Genomic DNA, 15,198 nt, shown 5'->3' on the forward strand with positions numbered 1-15,198 from the left:
CCCGCCAAAGAGGTATGCACCCATCGGTCGTCCTTTTCGGCGTCGGAAACCCTCGAATGGCACCATGCGCTGTGGGAAGGAACCATCTCAGTGCACACCCCCCACCCCCCTCGACCCCCGTATCCCCCGCCCGGCGGGGATCCGGGGGAATCCGACGAGTTCCTCGCCGCCCGGCTGCGGAACCGTCCGGAGGGCGAGGCCGCCCACTCCGTCGCACTCCTGACGGCGCGGCACTGGCAGTCGATGCACGACTACGCGGCCGTCTGCCTCGCGTCGTCGGGGCAGACCGCCGCCATGGTCACCGCGGCCGCCCTGCACCGGGTACTGGACCGGGTCGCCGTCGGCGAATCGGCCGTCGCGCTCCGGCCCGCGCTGCTGGTGGCGGTGCGGGACACGGTCCGCGAGTGGGCCGCGGACGACCGGATAACCGGAGTTGTGCCGGAACTGCAGAAACCGGCCGGCGGGCGCGGCATGCGCGCGGCGAACACCATGATTCCGGAAAATCGCTCCCTCGCTCAACGGGCATTCCGGTCGCTGCCCGCACGCGCGCGCTGTTTGCTCTGGCACGCCGAGGTCGAGGCCGAGCCGATTTCCGTACCGGCCGGTCTGCTCGGCATGGACCTCGCCATCGCGTCGGGCGCACTCGAACAGGCACGTGACACATTCCGTCAAGGTTGTGTCCACGCCCATCAGGAACTGGCACCGACGAAGGACTGCCGCTTCTACAACCGCCTCCTCGACGTCCCGATCCGCCGGGGCGGGGCCCTGCTGCCGGACGTCCGGCAGCATCTGGCGGAGTGCCGCCACTGCCGGAACGCGGCCGAGCAACTGAGCCACTTCGAGGGCGGCCTGGGCCCGCTGATCGCCGAGGCGGTGCTCGGGTGGGGGGCCCGGCGCTACCTCGACTCGCGTCCGGGGCGCACGACGGCCGGCCCGCGCGGCGGACGCGCCGCCCGCCGCCGGCGCCGGGGCGGGGACGGACCGTCCGGCGGCGGCCGGTACCGCGTGCTGTCCCGCATCCCCGTCCCCGCCCGGCTGACGGGCATCGCGTTCCCGGACCCGGTGCGCTCCACCAGGACCCTGCTCACCGGCATCGGCGCGGTCTCGGCCGGGGTGCTGGTGAGCGTGCTCATCGCCGGGTCCTCCACCCCGGACGGAGGTGCCGCCGACCCGACGGGCTCCACCGGGGCGGCGGGCGGCCGTGCGGCCGTGCCGTCCGCCTCCCCGCCCGGCGCCGCCGGGCTTCCCACCGCACCGGGACGGACGCGGCTGCGCAACGTCGCCTCCGGCCTGTGCCTCGACACCCGGGGCGAGCCCCGGGACGGTTCCGGGACCCGCCTTGCGGACTGCTCCTCGGAGTGGACCCAGCAGTGGACGTACGAGGACGACGGGCTGCTGCGCAGCGTGGCCGACCCCGGTCTGTGCCTGGACTCGCACAAGGACGCCGGTGTCGTCGTCCTCGGCACCTGCGCCGACCCCGGCGACCAGCGGGGCGCCGACGTGCGGTACGACCTCACCGTGCAGGGCGAGCTGGTGCCCCGCTGGGACGTCCAGCTGGCCCTCACCCCGGCGACCCCTGACGCGAACGCCGACATCGTCGTCAAGGTACGCGACCGGACCGTGGACCAGCGCTGGGCGGCCGAACCGGTACGGACGGCCGGGAACTCCCTGTCCATCAGCGGCACCGGCGGTCCGGCGGCCCGGCGCGCGGAGCTGGCCGAGCCGGTGACGTGACCTCCGGCCGGGGCGGGGGTCCGGTCCCGGAGGCCGCCCTGCCCCGGCTCGGGACGTGCCGTGGTGGTGCCGCACCGCGACGGTGCGGGCCGGGCAGGGCTTCGAGCCGGGAGATCCCCTGCCCCGACCGCCGGCACGCGCCGTGGTGGTGCGGCCCGGGGCGGGTCAGCCCGCTGCCCCCGTGAGGGCTTCGGGGCCGATCGTGGCCGGGGTGGCGTGGCCCGACAGGGCCATGGTGAGATCGAGTTCGGCGAGCAGGCAGCGGATCACGTGCTCCACCCCCGCCTGTCCGTCGAGGCCGAGCCCGTAGACGTACGGACGCCCCAGCAGGACCGCCCGTGCGCCGAGGGCGAGGGCCTTGAAGACGTCGTCGCCGGTGCGCACCCCGCTGTCGAAGAGCACGGTGAGCCGGTCGCCGACGGCCTCCACCACGCCGGGCAGCGCGTCCGCCGCGGCGATCGCCCCGGCCACCTGACGCCCGCCGTGGTTGGACACCACCACACCGTCCATCCCGGCGTCGGCGGCGTGCCGCGCGTCGTCGGGGTGGAGCACGCCCTTGAGGACGACCGGCCCGTCCCAGTGTTCCCGCAGGAACGCCAGGTCCGGCCAGGACTTGGCGGGATCGGCGAACATGCCGACGAAGTGCATCACCGCCGCGTCCGGGTCCTCGTGCACCGGCTTGGCCAGACCCGCCTGAAAGGCCGGGTCCGAGAAGTAGTTCGCGGTGCCCACCCCGTGCAGGAACGGCAGATACGCCTGGTCCAGGTCGCGTGGACGCCAGGACAGCAGGGGAGTGTCCAGGGTGACGACGAGCGCCGTGAACCCGGCGGCCCTCGCCCGGTCCAGGAAGCTCCGGGCCACCTCCACGTCCTTCGGCCAGTACAGCTGGAACCAGCGTTCCGCCTCGCCCATCGCCTCCGCGACCTGCTCCATCGGCGTGCTGGACGCGGACGACAGCACGAACGGCACACCCTGCGCGGCCGCCGCCCGGGCGGCGGCGGACTCGGCGTCCGGATGCACGATCGACAGCACTCCGACCGGCGCCAGCGCGAGTGGCGCCGGCAGCGACCGGCCCAGCACCTCGACCGACAGATCACGTGCGTGCACGTCCCGCAGCACGCGCGGCACGATCCGACGGCGGTCGAGCGCGGCCCGGTTGGCGCGAGCGGTGCTGCCGTCGCCCGCGCTGCCCGCGACGTACCCGACCGGACCCGGACCGAGCCGCTGCTCGGTCAGCTCCTCCAGCCGGGTCAGATCGGTCGGCAGCCGGGGCACGGCCCTCGTCATCCCGTTCAGGTAGATCTCGTACTGGAAGTCGGCCCAGTGCTTCGCCATCCGCCCCGCCCTGTCTCGTCGCGCCGCGTCGTCCCGGAGCATACTGACCGGTATGCGCGGGGCGCGTCCAGCGCCGGGCGGCCGTGGATCAGCGGCCGGCGGTACCGGGCTCCGCCTCCTCGGGCCCGCTGTCCGGCCCCTGGGCCCGCACCCGCTGGACGTGTTCCAGCGATTCGCGCAGCTCGGTGAGCCAGTCGTCGGTGTGCCGCTGGACCAGCCGTACGCACCAGGCCAGCGCCTCGCTGCGGCTGCGGGCGACCCCGCCCGCGATGAGGGTGTCGAGGACCTGCCGCTCCGGCTGGCGCAGCCGGGTCATGACGGGCGCGGCCACGTGCGTGAACAGGGCGCGGCGTCCGTCGCACTCCACGCCCCAGGAGACCTTCCGGCCGAAGCGGTGCTCGGCGTCCCGGGCGACCGCGATCCGGTCCTCCCGGGTGCGTTCCCGGAACTCCTGGACGCGGCCCTCGACCGCCGCCTCCCGCTCGGCCGGAGAAGCGCCCTCCGCCGGCCGGGGACCGGGAATGCGGCCGATGACGGTGATCTCCTCACGGTCGGCCGTGACCTCGGTCAGCTCCTCGAAGAGACCGTCGGGGATCCGGCCGGTGAACCAGCCCCGCAGTTGCTCTCGCTGCTCTGCCGTAATCATGTAATGACGATTACTCGCCCTGCCCATGAACACAAGGCATCACGGAACGGTCCGCCGAGAGCGGAATCGGAATGTTTCAGGCCGATTAACGAGCAGCCGCATTCCGGCCATCTGGCCACTTCGCGTGCCCGGAGTCCGTGCGGTTACAGGGCGGCACCTCGCACCTTCCGTGACTTCGAGCCACTGATTCAATACGCAAGGTTACCGAAATCCGTATGTGCGATGTGAAGTTCCGGCGCGGACTCGGCAGACTCCGGCACGCCGGTTCGGCACCGACCGAGCACGGGCCGGCGACTCGTCGACACGAGCGGAAGGATGCACACAATGCGGAACACCGCGCGCTGGGCCACCACCCTCGGCCTCACGGCCGCAGCCGTCTGCGTACCCCTGTCCGGGGCGGCGCCGGCCGCTGAAGGAAGCGACCCGTCCGCGCTCTACGCCCCCTCGGCCCTGGTGCTCACCCTGGGCCACGGCGACAGCGCGGCGACCGTCACGCCGGAACGCGCGGTCACCCTGACCTGTGCCCCGGGCCCCTCGGGCACCCACCCGGCCGCGGGGGACGCCTGTGCGGAGATGGACCGCGTCAGCGGTGACCTCGACGCCCTGACGATGAGAGAGGGCGTCTTCTGCACCAAGCAGTACGACCCGGTGCTCGTCACCGTCGACGGGGTGTGGCGCGGACAGCGCGTCTCCTACGAGCGGGTCTTCTCCAACGCGTGCGTGATGAACGCTCACGGTTCGAGCGTCTTCGCGTTCTGAGACCGGGATCGCACGGTTTCCCGTGACCGCGCGACGGCCGGCGTACTGGGGAGTACCGGCCCTCTCGCGGAACGTGCGATCCCGCGCAAGGAGGCCGGCGGGCGGAGTGGGGCCGCCCGCCGGCCTCCGGGCTTCTCACAGGCCCCCGGCCCCGGGGCTCACGCCCGGTCCCGGTGGCTGGTGTCGCACCACGGATACCGCCGGCTGCGGCGGCAGGTGCACAGGGCCACCCGGAAGCGGTCGGAGGTGACGACCGTGCCGTCCTCCAGCTCGACCTCCACCGGGCCCTCCACCAGCAGCGGCCCCTTGCGCTGGACGGTGACGCGACGCGGGGTGTCAGACGGGGAGTTCGGCACGGATCACCACCAGCTCTTCCCTGTCCTCGGTCCCGGACAGCAGCCCCCGCTCCCGCAGCCAGCGCTCCCTGCCCCGTACCACCGGGCCGAAGGCGATGCGCCGGCGCCGGATCACCGCGGCCTTCGTCCCGGCCGCCCGCAGCCGCCCGACCGTCAGCCCCGGGTCGCTGAGCGCCGACTGCACCAGCAGCAGGACACCGCCCGGCCGCAGCAGCACGGGCGCCTCCCCGCAGATCCGGTCCAGGACGAGCCGTCCGTCACCGCCCGCGTCCCAGGCCCGGGCCGCGCCCCGCGGCGGCGAGCCGTCGCCGGGCGCCGGGACGTACGGCGGGTTGGCGAGGATCAGATCGAACGCCTCGCCCCGCACCGGCTCGAACAGGTTGCCGCGCCGGACCCGGACCCGCACACCGGCCCGCAGCGCGTTCAGCCGGGCAGCGCACACCGCCCGCCGGGAGACGTCGACCGCGGTCACCCGGCAGCCGCGCCGGGCGGCCGCCACCGCCAGCGCGCCGGATCCCGTTCCCACGTCGAGGACGTCCGCGCCCGGAGGGACGGGCTCGTCGTACAGGGCACCGGCCAGCAGCTCGGTGTCCTCCTGAGGGGCGTACACGCCCGGTGGTGCCAGTGGACTCACGGACCGCCGGGTACCCCCGCCGTCAAGAAGCATGGGTGAACTCCCGGGGCAGCGGAGTACGCAGTGACGAGCGGCCCGCGCTCCAGTCCGCGAGCAGCCTCTCGCCGAGGCGGTCCTCGGCGAACACGGTGGCGTCGACGCCGAAGGCGATGTCCGCCGCGAGGTGCGGCTCCACCTCCAGCAGCCCGGCGACGACCTCGTGGCGCACCACCTGCTCGTGCACCGCGTCGGCCTCCACGTGCTCGTCGTAGAAGTGCTCGGCGGCGGGCCCCGCGCCCGTGCGGCGCATCGCCTCGGCGAGCCGCCGCGAGCCGGGCGACGAGGTGATCTCGACCGTCGCGAAGTGACCCACCAGCGCGCCCCTGAGGGAGCGGCGCAGTCCGAAGAGGGACATCAGGTTCACCGTCACGAGCAGCTCGGCGCAGGCCGCGTCCAGATAACGGCCGTACGTCGTGTCCAGTCCCAGATCGGTCATCAGGTCGGCGAAGAGACGGGCGTGCACCCGGTCGGCGCGGCCGCCGCCGTACTCGTCGAACTCGACCGCCGCCATCGCCGCCTTGGCCCGCCCCCACAGCCGGGGCAGCACCCACGCGTGCGGGTCGGCCTCCTTCAGGTGGTACAGGGACCGCTGGGCGGCGTACTCGCGGACGTGCCACAACTCGCCCTTGTCGCGCAGGAAGTGGCTGACGCCCGTGCCGTCCACCGGTTCCACCAGGAGACCGGCGAGCGCCTCGTCGACGCCGTCGTGCCGCCGGGCGTCCGCGCGGAGCGCGGTGAGGAAGCGGTCCTCCAGGGCGGTGCGGACGCGCAGCAGTTCCGGGTCCCATTCGAGGTCCGCCGCCACGCCCGCGAACCCGCGGTAGTGCAGCTCGTAGCACAGGTACAGGGCGAGCTGGAGGTCGTCGCCGTACACGGGGGCGGCGGCGATCTCCTCGTCGGGTGGCAGCGGGCCGGTGCCTCTCAGATGGTCCTCGACGGCGCTGCTCAGGGGGCCGCGCGGTGCGGGCAGCCGGGGTTCTTCACAGGGGTGTTCCATGCGTCCCGGGTACCCGGACGGCCCAGCGGCATCCGTGTCCGCGTGGCGACCGACCGCCCGCGGGGTACTCCGTGACCACGTGAAGGCACTAGTGATCAACTGCACCCTCAAGAAGTCACCGGAGACCTCCCACACCGAGGCGCTGGCCGGGACCGTCGTCGAGCAGCTGCGGAAGGACGGCGTCGAGGTCGACGTCGTCCGCGCGGTGGACCTGGACATCGCTCCGGGCGTGGTCAGCGAGGCCGTGCACGAGGGCGACGCCTGGCCGGGCGTCCACGAGAGACTCCTCGCCTCCGAGATCCTCGTCATCGCCTCGCCGACCTGGCTCGGGCAGCCGTCGTCGGTCGCCAAAAGAGTCCTGGAGCGGATGGACGCCATGCTGTCCGAGACGGACGACGACGGCCGGCCGGTCGCCTACAACCGGGTCGCGGGCGTCGTCGTCACCGGCAACGAGGACGGCGCGCACCATGTGATCAGCGAGATCACCGGCGGCCTGCAGGACATCGGCTACACCATCCCCGGCCAGGCGTGGACCTACTGGAACCAGGGCCCCGGCCCCGGACCGAGCTTCCTGGACGGCGGAAGCGGCCACGACTGGTCCCGCAGGACGGGCCGCGCCATGGCCGCCAACCTGCTGGGCGTGGCCCGGGCCCTGGAGGCGCGGCCCCTCGGCCCGCCACCGCAGTAGAAGGACGGCATCAGTCGCCCTGGGACTCCTCCTGCGCTCCGGTGTTCGGGGTGATGGCCTCCCCGGCCTCGCCCCGGTGACGGCGTCGTCCGGGGGAGTCCTCGCCGCGCAGCTCGGCCTCCTCGACCTCGCGCAGCACCTCCTCGACGGCCGTCTCGGGCTTCTCGCGGTCGTCCCGCTCGGACACGGGGTGTCTCCTCTCGTCGTACGTCCGGGTTAGCCGCGCGCGGTGGCGATGCGCAGCGGTACGGGGCCGTCGGCCGCCGTCTCCTTCTCGTTGAGACGGACGATCCCCGCCCACCAGGACGGGCCGTCCTCGATGTGGCGCAGCAGCACCCCCTCGCGCAGCGCCCAGGGACAGATCGTCACCGTCCCCAGGCCGGTCAGCTTCATCGCCGTGTGCCCCACGACCGCACCCGCCAGGCTCTGCGCGGCGCGCGGGGCGGAGATCCCGGGCAGCCGGGCGCGTTCGGCGGCGGGCAGGGCGGCCAGCCGGTCGATCGCCACCCGCAGGTCGGCGCAGGACAGCTCCCGCTCCACGAACGGGCCGTGCCGCCCCGGCGCGGCCCCGCACAGCCGCCCCAGCTGCTGGAAGGTGCGGGAGGTGGCCACCGCCGTACGGGGCCCCTCCCAGCGGATCCGGGCCGCCACGTCCCGCAGTTGGTGACGTACCCGCCGGCGCAGCGCCCGCACCTGCTCCGGGGACGGAGGGTCCGCCTCCGCGAAGTACTCGTGGGTGAGCCGACCCGCCCCCAGCGGCAGCGAGGCGACGAAGTCGGGCAGCCGGCCGCGCCCGAAGGCGACCTCCAGCGAACCCCCGCCGATGTCCAGCAGCGCCAGCGGTCCGCAGCGCCAGCCCATCCAGCGCCGGGCCCCGAGGAACGTGAGCTCGGCCTCCACCTCACCGGGCAGTGTGCACAGGTCGACACCGGTGCGGGCCCGGACCGTGCTCAGCACCTCCTGCCGGTTCGGGGCGCCGCGCACCACGGCGGTCGCGAACGCCAGGGGACCCGAGGCGCCCCACCGCGCGGCGGTCCTGTTGGCCGCGGCGACGGCGTCCACCAGGCGCTCCACGGCCTGCTCCGGCACCGGCTCCCCGGGCGTGACCTGCTCGGACAGCCTGAGCGGCCACTTCGCCGTGTGCACCGGCAGCGGCGCCCCGCCCGCCGTGTCCGCCACGACGAGTCTGACGGTCTTCGATCCGACATCCACCACGCTGGTCCGCATGGCCCGTGGGTACCCACTTACCGCGCGGAGCAACGGGCGGCCCCCGCATATGGCGAAGAGACGTCCCAGGCGTGACCGGATGGTTACCAGCCGTTGACATGGAGGTCATGACCGCCCGGCGCCTCACGCCAGTTGCCGCCGCACCAGTTCGTGCAGCCGCCCGCCGGTGTCGGCGAGCAACTGGGCGGGCGGGCCCTGCTGGACCACCTTGCCGCCCTCCATCACCACCACCCGGTCCGCGTCGAGCACCGTCGACAGCCGGTGCGCGATGACGATCCGGGTCGCCTCCAGGGCCTTGGTGCTCTCCATGACCGCGCGCTGCGTCTCGTTGTCCAGGGCGCTGGTCGCCTCGTCGAAGAAGAGGATCCGCGGCCGGCGGATCAGCGCCTGGGCGATCATCAGCCGCTGCCGCTGGCCCCCGGAGACCGCACCGCTGCCGGAGACGATGGTGTGCAGTCCCATCGGCATCCGCCGGATGTCCTCGGCCAGGCCCGCCATCTCCGCCGCCGCCATGGCCTCCTCCGGCGTGTACGGCTCGCTCCCGCAGATGACGTCCAGGATGGATCCGGTGAACGGCTGCGCGTGCTGGAGCACCACACCGCACTGCCGCCGCACCGCCGACCGGTCGAGCGCGGCCAGGTCCTGGCCGTCGTACAGCACACTGCCGGACACCGGCCGGTCGAAGCCGATCAGCAGCCGCAGCAGCGTGGACTTGCCGCAGCCGCTGGGGCCGACCACCGCCACGAACTCGCCCGGCCGCGCCTCGAAGGACACGTCGTCCAGGACCAGCGGACCGTCGTCGGAGTAGCGGAAGGACAGCCGCCGCGCCTCGACCGCCCCGGACAGCGGGCCCGGCCGGGTGCTCGCCGCGCGCACCTCGGGCGTGGCGTCCAGCACCGGCTTGATCTGCTCGAACAGCGGCAGCGCGGCGACCGCCGAGACGAACGCCCCGGTGAGCTGGGTGACCGAGGTCAGCACCATCGTCACCGACGTGTTGAAGGTGAGGAACTGAGCCGCCGACATCGAGCCGCGGGCCGGCCCGGCCAGCAGCATGAACATCGCCAGCGTGACCAGCGGCAGATAGACCGCGCCCAGCACCGCCGTCAGGTTCTTGATCCGGCCGGCCTTCTGCTGGAGCTCGCGGCCGCGGGCGAACTGGGACGCCCAGGCGGCGTACGCGTAGTTCTCCGCCGCCGCCACCCGCAGCTTCGGCAGCCCGCGCAGCGTCTGGAAGGCCTGGTTGTTCAGCTTGTTGGTGAGCACCACCAGCCGCCGCTGCCAGCGCACCTGCCACAGCCCGAGCCCCAGGAACACCCCCGCGATCACGACCAGCATCCCGAGCGCGGCCAGCGCCATCGGCACGCTGAACCACAGCAGCAGCCCCAGGTTCACCGCGCCCACGGTGACCGACTGGACCACCGTCGGACCGACCCCGGCCAGCATGCGGCGGATCGCGCTGATGCCCATGGCCGCGCTCGCCAGCTCACCCGTCGAACGCTCGGTGAAGAACGTGGTCGGCAGCCGCAGCAGCCGGTCCCACACGGCCGGCTGGAGGGTCGCCTCCACCCGGCCCTCGAGACGCAGCAGGGTGAGGTTCTGCAGCAGCATGAAGGCGGCGGCCACCACACTGCTCAGGATCACCGCGAGACACACCTGCACGATCAGTCCGGTCCGCGCCTCCGGCACGAACTCGCCGAGCACCTTGCCGGTGGCCAGCGGCACCAGAGCCCCGATCGCCACCGTCACCAGACCGCTCAGCAGCAGACCGGTCAGATCGCCCCGCGTACCCGTCATGCAGAACCGCAGCAGCCGCAGCGGGCTCAGCCGCCGTTCGGGCAGCGGACGGTAGAACATCACCGCGCGGGGCTCGAACTCCTCGGCGTTCGCCTTCTCGACCGGGGTCTCCCGGCCGGTCGCGGGATGCACCGCCACATAACCGCCGCGCCGCCACAGCAGCGCCACGGGCGCACCCGACAGGACCCGGTGCCCCACCAGCGGCCCCACGTCCTCCCGCCACCAGCGGCCGTCCAGCTGTACGACACGGGTGCGCACCCGGGAGGCCAGGGCGATCCGCTCGACCGGATCGAGCCGGTCCCCGCCGGTGCCGGACCGGGCGGGCGCGGTCAGCGGGATCCCGGCCGCCCGTGCCACCAGCTCGCAGGCCGCGTACGTGGCGTCCGTGTCGGCCGCCGTCGTGCGCTGCCCCGACCGCTTGCCGATCGCGGCGAGCAGCGTCCGGTCGGCCCGGGCACGCACCGCCTCACCGGCCGCGATGCCCTCCGCCGTCCGCGTCTCGTGCGTCTGTTCCAGCTGCTCGATCCACCGGTCCAGCGTGGTCATCAGCCGGTACTGCTGGTCGACCATGCTCTGCCACAGGGCCGGATCCATCAGCAGATCGGCGGCGGCCTCGGCCCCGTACAGCGAGCCGTACTGCACACTGCCGGGCGGGACCTGCATCCAGAACACGTCGTCGTCGCCGGGCGCGGTGGCCCGCTCCGTGGCCATCGGCGCCTGGAACAGCACCGCCAGACCACGGCCCACCCCGAGCGCGAGCGCGTACTCCAGGGGGCTCGTCGTCGGCGGTACGTACTGCGGGTTGCCGTACTCGTCGTACGACCAGGTCTGGGTGCTCGCCGGCTGGTACAGCTCGCGCAGGGCGATGCGGCGCACCACGCAGTCCCGCAGCGGACGCGCCACCAGCGTGTGCGCCGGACCGGCCACCGGGCCCAGCACCAGCGACCCCGCCTCCAGCCGGCCCAGATGGTGCCAGTGGCCCTGCTGCCCGGCGTCCACCGCGAACAGGTCCACGGCACCGGACGCGATCAGCCACAGCGTCTGCGGCCCCTCCAGTTCCAGCCGGCCGAACCCGGAGCAGTCGACCGGTGTGCCCAGCGCCCCGAGCGCGCCCAGGACGAGGTCGCCGCCCTGACTCCCGTGCACGGTTGTCATCTCAACGCTCCCTGACCAGCGCCGCGTAGGCGCCGCCGCGCGCCACCAGCTCCTCGTGCCGTCCGCGCTCCACGACCGTGCCGTGGTCCAGCACGACGATCTCGTCGCTGTCGCGCACCGTGCTCAGCCGGTGCGCGATCACCACACAGGCACAGCCGCGCCGGCGCAGGTTGTCCATCACCACCAGTTCGGTCTCCGCGTCCAGCGCGCTGGTCACCTCGTCGAGGACCAGGATGCTCGGCCGGCGCACCAGCGCCCGCGCGATCTCCAGGCGCTGGCGCTGACCGCCGGAGAAGTTCCGGCCGTCCTGCTCGACCGGGCTGTGGATGCCGCCCGGCCGGCGCAGGATCACGTCGTACAGCGCCGCGTCCTTCAGCGCCTCCACCACCGCCTCGTCCGGGATCGACGGGTCCCACAACGCCACGTTGTCCCGGACGGTGCCCTCGAAGAGGAACACCTCCTGGTCGACGAAGGAGACGGAGGCGGCCAGTGCCCCGCGCGGAATGTCCTCGATGCGCTGCCCGTCGATCCGGATCACGCCCTCCCACGGCGTGTACAGCCCCGAGATCAGCCGGGACACCGTGGACTTGCCGCTGCCGGAACCGCCCACCAGCGCCACCTGCTCTCCCGGACCCACGGTCAGGTCGAAGCCGGTCAGCAGCGGCTTGTCCAGCGGGTTGTAGCCGAAGGTGAGGTTCTGCAGCTCGACGTGGCCGTGCAGCCGGCGGGTCGACTCGCCGGTGCCCAGGCGGCCGTAGAGCGGGTCCGCCCGGAAGTTCTCCACGTCCTTCAGCCGGGCCACGTCCGCGGCGAAGTCCTGGATCCGGCCCGCGACGCCGTTGAGCCGGGTCAGCGGGGCGGTGAAACGGGCGACCAGCGCCTGGAAGGCGACCAGCAGCCCGACCGAGATGTGCCCCTCGACCGCCCGCATGCCGCCGATCCACAGGATCAGCGCGCTGTTGAGCGTGGCGAGCGTCGGCGCGACGACGCCGAGCCAGGCGCTCGGCACCCCGAGCCGCTGCTGCTCCTCCAGCGTGGTGGCGTGCTGCCCGGCCCACTTGCGGAAGTAGCCGTCCTCCCCGCCGGTCGCCTTCAGCGTCTCGATCAACTGCAGACCGGTGTACGCCGTGTTGGTGAGCCGCGCGCTGTCCGCGCGGAGCTTCGCCGTACGGGTCGCGCGCAGCCGGATCACGATCCGCATCGCCACGATGTTCAGCAGCGCCACCCCGATGCCCACGAACGTGAGCTGCGGGTCGTACGTGTACAGCAGCACCGCGTACAGCACGACCACCACCGCGTCCACGCCCGCCGCCGACAGGTCGCGGGCCAGCGTCTCGGCCACCGCGTCGTTGGACTGCAGCCGCTGCACCAGGTCGGCCGGGCTGCGCTGGGCGAAGAACGTCACCGGCAGCCGCAGCAGATGGCGCAGGAAGCGGGCGCTGGACAGGGTGGAGGAGATCAGCCGGCCGCGCAGCAGATTGCCCTGCTGCAGCCAGGTCAGCACCAGCGTGAGCAGCACGCACACGCCCATGGACGTGAACAGCACGCCCAGCATGGAGGTGCGGCCGCCGATCAGGAACTCGTCGATGAAGGTGCGGCTGAGCCCCGGCACCGCCGCGCCGACCGCCACCAGCAGCAGGCTCGACAGCACCACGGCGGGCATGGTGCCCGCCGTGCCGCGCAGCCGGGCCGGCATCGCGCCGAGCACGCCCGGCCTGCGCCCGCCCCGGGTGAAGTCCTCGCCGGGCTCCATCACCAGCACGACCCCGGTGAAACTGCCGTCGAACTCCTCCAGCGGGACGAACCGCCGTCCCTTGCCGGGGTCGTTGATGTAGACCCCGCGGCGGCCGAAGCGGCGGCCCATGCCGTCGTAGACGACGTAGTGGTTGAACTCCCAGAACAGGACGGCCGGTGCCGTCACCTCGGCGAGGGCGGCCAGGTCCATCTGCATGCCCTTGGCGGTCAGCCCGTAACTCCTGGCCGCCTTCAGCAGGTTGCTGGCGCGCGAGCCGTCCCGCGAGACGCCGCAGGCGATGCGCAGCTCCTCCAGCGGGACATGGCGGCCGTAGTGGCCGAGCACCATCGCGAGCGAGGCGGCACCGCACTCCACGGCCTCCATCTGGAGCACGGTGGGCGTACGGACCGTCTTCACCCGGGACCTGGGCACCTTGCGCTTCGGCGGGGCGGCACGGCGTCCGCCGCGCGTCTCCTGGGCGGTGGTCACGGGAGCAGCCAGTCGACGGGACGCTGGTCGGCCAGCCGGATCGAACCCGTGGCCAGGGTCATCGAGGTCAGCTCGAACGGCGGACCGTCCGCCGACGACCACGCGTAGCCGCTTTCCGTGCCGGACGACTTCTCCAGCTCGACGGTGACGGCCACCGGCCTGCCCTCCTTCGTGAACTGCTCGCCGAGCTGGGCGTCCCCGAGGAACGCGGCGATCTGCCGGGCGGACTGCGCCGAGCGGTCCACCGACGTCACCTCGCCGCGCAGCACGCCGTACTCCTGGCTCGGCACCGACTGCACCGTCAGGTCGACGGGGGCGTGCGCGGGGATGCCGGCGGCGCTCTCGGCGGGGACGTACACCGTCGCCCGCAGCGGGGTCTTCGCACGGGCGACCTTCTCCACGGCGGCGACGTTCGCGCCGGTGGAGATGATCTGCCCGGTGCTGGCGGCGAGCGCGGTGACCCGGCCCGCGTCGAGGGTGCGGACGATCTCGTCGCCCCGCTCGGTACGGACCTTCAGGACGGGGGAGCCGGCGGGCAGCCGCTCGCCCTCCTCCGCGAGGACGGCGGTGACCTGGCCGGCGACGGGACTCTGCAGGACGTAACTGCCCTGCCCGTAGGTGAGGACGGCGGGCGCGCCGACCGTGGAGGACACCGAGCCGGTCAGCGCCCACACCGAGGCGGCCGCCATCGCCACCACGGTCACGGACAGCACCAGCCAGCCCTGCGGGCGCGCGAAGCGCACCGGCAGGTCGAGCTCCTCCGGTGACTGGAGCCTGGCGAGGGCCTGTTGGCGGAACTGCACGGGTCTTCCCTCACCTGGGTGAACTGTGCGACGTGACGTATGGACCGCGGGGGCACCGCGAAGTCCCGGGGCCGGCGGGCGGCTCCGGGACTCGGCGGTACCGAGGCGCGATCAGAGACCGGCGACCAGGTTCGTGACCGGGGCGGTGTTCAGGCCGGTGACACCCTCGACGGTGCCGACGGCCGTGTCGACCAGGCCGGAGACCGGGGCGATGCCGTCCACCGCGCCCGTGAGGGTGTTCACGGCGTTCACGGACAGGCCGCCGGAGACGTTGTCGAGGTCGGCGTCGGAGATCTCGGCGGTCTCGACCCGGGGGGTGGAGTTCATGATGGAACTTCCCTTCGTATGGGTATTTCACAAGGGGGGAGAGCGGCCCCCTCCGGTGACGGATGAAGGCCGCGACCGCGGGCGCCGGACGCCCGTCGCCGGGAGCCCGAAGCGGCCTTGCGGTGCGATGGATCAAAGCACGCGGCGGGCGCGGCCTTCCAATCAATCAAACGTCTCACCAGGCAATTCGTGCTCCACGAGGGTGCAGGCGTGCAGACGCGGGCACGGCTCGGCGGCGACTTCTTCACATGGCCCACCGCATCGACTCGTCCGGCCCCTTGCGCCCCGGTGGCCGGAATCCGGCACACCGGCCCCAAAGGTGTGGCTCGGCCCGTCGGCCTGTGGACGAATCCCGGCTCCGGTGACCGGGTTGGGCATTCGATGTGCAGATTCGCTGAAGCCAGGATTCCGCTACGTGACGGCGACCGACCGCTCATGGCCGGTCGCCGAGTGTGACCGGCCGGACGGGATTGAACGCCC

The 15,198-nt window shown here is 73.2% G+C and carries 14 protein-coding genes; 3 read left to right on the plus strand and 11 right to left on the minus strand.

Annotation, left to right across the window (positions count from 1 at the left end):
* Positions 1-90 precede the first annotated feature (90 nt).
* Positions 91-1,734: an RICIN domain-containing protein gene (locus tag ACF1DX_RS28885; RefSeq protein ID WP_391794061.1), complete on the plus strand. Its 1,644-nt coding sequence runs from the start codon at positions 91-93 to the stop codon at positions 1,732-1,734.
* 165 nt (positions 1,735-1,899) lie between these two features.
* Here the strand turns inward: ACF1DX_RS28885 and ACF1DX_RS28890 are convergent, their stop codons facing one another.
* Both ACF1DX_RS28890 and ACF1DX_RS28895 read right to left on the minus strand, forming a co-directional pair.
* Complete coding sequence (locus tag ACF1DX_RS28890; RefSeq protein WP_391794062.1) at positions 1,900-3,069, minus strand: lactate 2-monooxygenase; 1,170 nt, start codon at positions 3,067-3,069, stop codon at positions 1,900-1,902.
* 88 nt (positions 3,070-3,157) lie between these two features.
* On the minus strand, positions 3,158-3,715 hold the full coding sequence (locus tag ACF1DX_RS28895) for a hypothetical protein (RefSeq protein WP_391794063.1): 558 nt from the start codon (positions 3,713-3,715) through the stop codon (positions 3,158-3,160).
* Between the two features lie 324 nt (positions 3,716-4,039).
* Between ACF1DX_RS28895 and ACF1DX_RS28900 the strand changes: the two genes are divergently transcribed.
* Positions 4,040-4,474 carry a subtilase-type protease inhibitor gene (locus tag ACF1DX_RS28900; RefSeq protein WP_391794064.1) on the plus strand — a complete coding sequence of 145 codons (435 nt, stop codon included), beginning with the start codon at positions 4,040-4,042 and terminating at the stop codon, positions 4,472-4,474.
* Between the two features lie 158 nt (positions 4,475-4,632).
* Here ACF1DX_RS28900 and ACF1DX_RS28905 read toward each other — a convergent pair whose 3' ends face one another.
* The 3 genes from ACF1DX_RS28905 to ACF1DX_RS28915 are packed head-to-tail and all read right to left on the minus strand — an operon-like array spanning position 4,633 to position 6,500.
* Entirely contained in the window at positions 4,633-4,830 is a 198-nt protein-coding gene (locus ACF1DX_RS28905) for a CDGSH iron-sulfur domain-containing protein (protein WP_030863789.1), read from the minus strand.
* Complete coding sequence (locus tag ACF1DX_RS28910; protein ID WP_391794065.1) at positions 4,811-5,497, minus strand: HemK2/MTQ2 family protein methyltransferase; 687 nt, start codon at positions 5,495-5,497, stop codon at positions 4,811-4,813. The genes ACF1DX_RS28905 and ACF1DX_RS28910 overlap by 20 nt, the downstream gene beginning before the upstream one ends.
* Entirely contained in the window at positions 5,487-6,500 is a 1,014-nt protein-coding gene (locus tag ACF1DX_RS28915; RefSeq protein WP_391794066.1) for an iron-containing redox enzyme family protein, read from the minus strand. The genes ACF1DX_RS28910 and ACF1DX_RS28915 overlap by 11 nt, the downstream gene beginning before the upstream one ends.
* Positions 6,501-6,579: 79 nt before the next feature.
* Here ACF1DX_RS28915 and ACF1DX_RS28920 point away from each other — a divergent pair, with 79 nt between their 5' ends.
* The gene (locus ACF1DX_RS28920) at positions 6,580-7,188 is read left to right on the plus strand and encodes a flavodoxin family protein (RefSeq protein ID WP_391794067.1); all 609 of its coding nucleotides are present in this window, start codon (positions 6,580-6,582) and stop codon (positions 7,186-7,188) included.
* 10 nt (positions 7,189-7,198) lie between these two features.
* Here the strand turns inward: ACF1DX_RS28920 and ACF1DX_RS28925 are convergent, their stop codons facing one another.
* From ACF1DX_RS28925 to ACF1DX_RS28950, 6 genes are all read right to left on the minus strand, one after another.
* Positions 7,199-7,375 carry a hypothetical protein gene (locus ACF1DX_RS28925; RefSeq protein ID WP_391794068.1) on the minus strand — a complete coding sequence of 59 codons (177 nt, stop codon included), beginning with the start codon at positions 7,373-7,375 and terminating at the stop codon, positions 7,199-7,201.
* Between the two features lie 29 nt (positions 7,376-7,404).
* Entirely contained in the window at positions 7,405-8,415 is a 1,011-nt protein-coding gene (locus tag ACF1DX_RS28930) for a Ppx/GppA family phosphatase (RefSeq protein ID WP_391794069.1), read from the minus strand.
* Positions 8,416-8,538: 123 nt separating this feature from the next.
* Complete coding sequence (locus ACF1DX_RS28935; protein WP_391794070.1) at positions 8,539-11,364, minus strand: NHLP bacteriocin export ABC transporter permease/ATPase subunit; 2,826 nt, start codon at positions 11,362-11,364, stop codon at positions 8,539-8,541.
* Position 11,365: 1 nt separating this feature from the next.
* Positions 11,366-13,588, minus strand: a complete 2,223-nt coding sequence (locus ACF1DX_RS28940; RefSeq protein ID WP_391794071.1) for an NHLP family bacteriocin export ABC transporter peptidase/permease/ATPase subunit — start codon at positions 13,586-13,588, stop codon at positions 11,366-11,368.
* The gene (locus tag ACF1DX_RS28945; RefSeq protein ID WP_391794072.1) at positions 13,585-14,391 is read right to left on the minus strand and encodes an HlyD family efflux transporter periplasmic adaptor subunit; all 807 of its coding nucleotides are present in this window, start codon (positions 14,389-14,391) and stop codon (positions 13,585-13,587) included. Before ACF1DX_RS28945 ends, ACF1DX_RS28940 begins: the two co-directional genes overlap by 4 nt.
* A 111-nt stretch (positions 14,392-14,502) precedes the next feature.
* Positions 14,503-14,718 (minus strand): type A2 lantipeptide, encoded by a 216-nt coding sequence (locus ACF1DX_RS28950; protein WP_344557226.1) that lies wholly within the window; start codon positions 14,716-14,718, stop codon positions 14,503-14,505.
* Positions 14,719-15,198 lie beyond the last annotated feature (480 nt).

Source organism: Streptomyces sp. NPDC014676 (assembly GCF_043084105.1).
Classification (GTDB): Bacteria; Actinomycetota; Actinomycetes; order Streptomycetales; family Streptomycetaceae; genus Streptomyces.

Coding starts and splice junctions, on each gene's coding strand:
- ACF1DX_RS28890 (WP_391794062.1), bottom strand. CDS start 3,069: ATGGCGAAGCACTGGGCCGACTTCCAGTACGAGATCTACCTGAACGGG.
- ACF1DX_RS28895 (WP_391794063.1), bottom strand. CDS start 3,715: ATGATTACGGCAGAGCAGCGAGAGCAACTGCGGGGCTGGTTCACCGGC.
- ACF1DX_RS28900 (WP_391794064.1), top strand. CDS start 4,040: ATGCGGAACACCGCGCGCTGGGCCACCACCCTCGGCCTCACGGCCGCA.
- ACF1DX_RS28910 (WP_391794065.1), bottom strand. CDS start 5,497: ATGCTTCTTGACGGCGGGGGTACCCGGCGGTCCGTGAGTCCACTGGCA.
- ACF1DX_RS28915 (WP_391794066.1), bottom strand. CDS start 6,500: ATGGAACACCCCTGTGAAGAACCCCGGCTGCCCGCACCGCGCGGCCCC.
- ACF1DX_RS28930 (WP_391794069.1), bottom strand. CDS start 8,415: ATGCGGACCAGCGTGGTGGATGTCGGATCGAAGACCGTCAGACTCGTC.
- ACF1DX_RS28935 (WP_391794070.1), bottom strand. CDS start 11,364: ATGACAACCGTGCACGGGAGTCAGGGCGGCGACCTCGTCCTGGGCGCG.
- ACF1DX_RS28950 (WP_344557226.1), bottom strand. CDS start 14,718: ATGAACTCCACCCCCCGGGTCGAGACCGCCGAGATCTCCGACGCCGAC.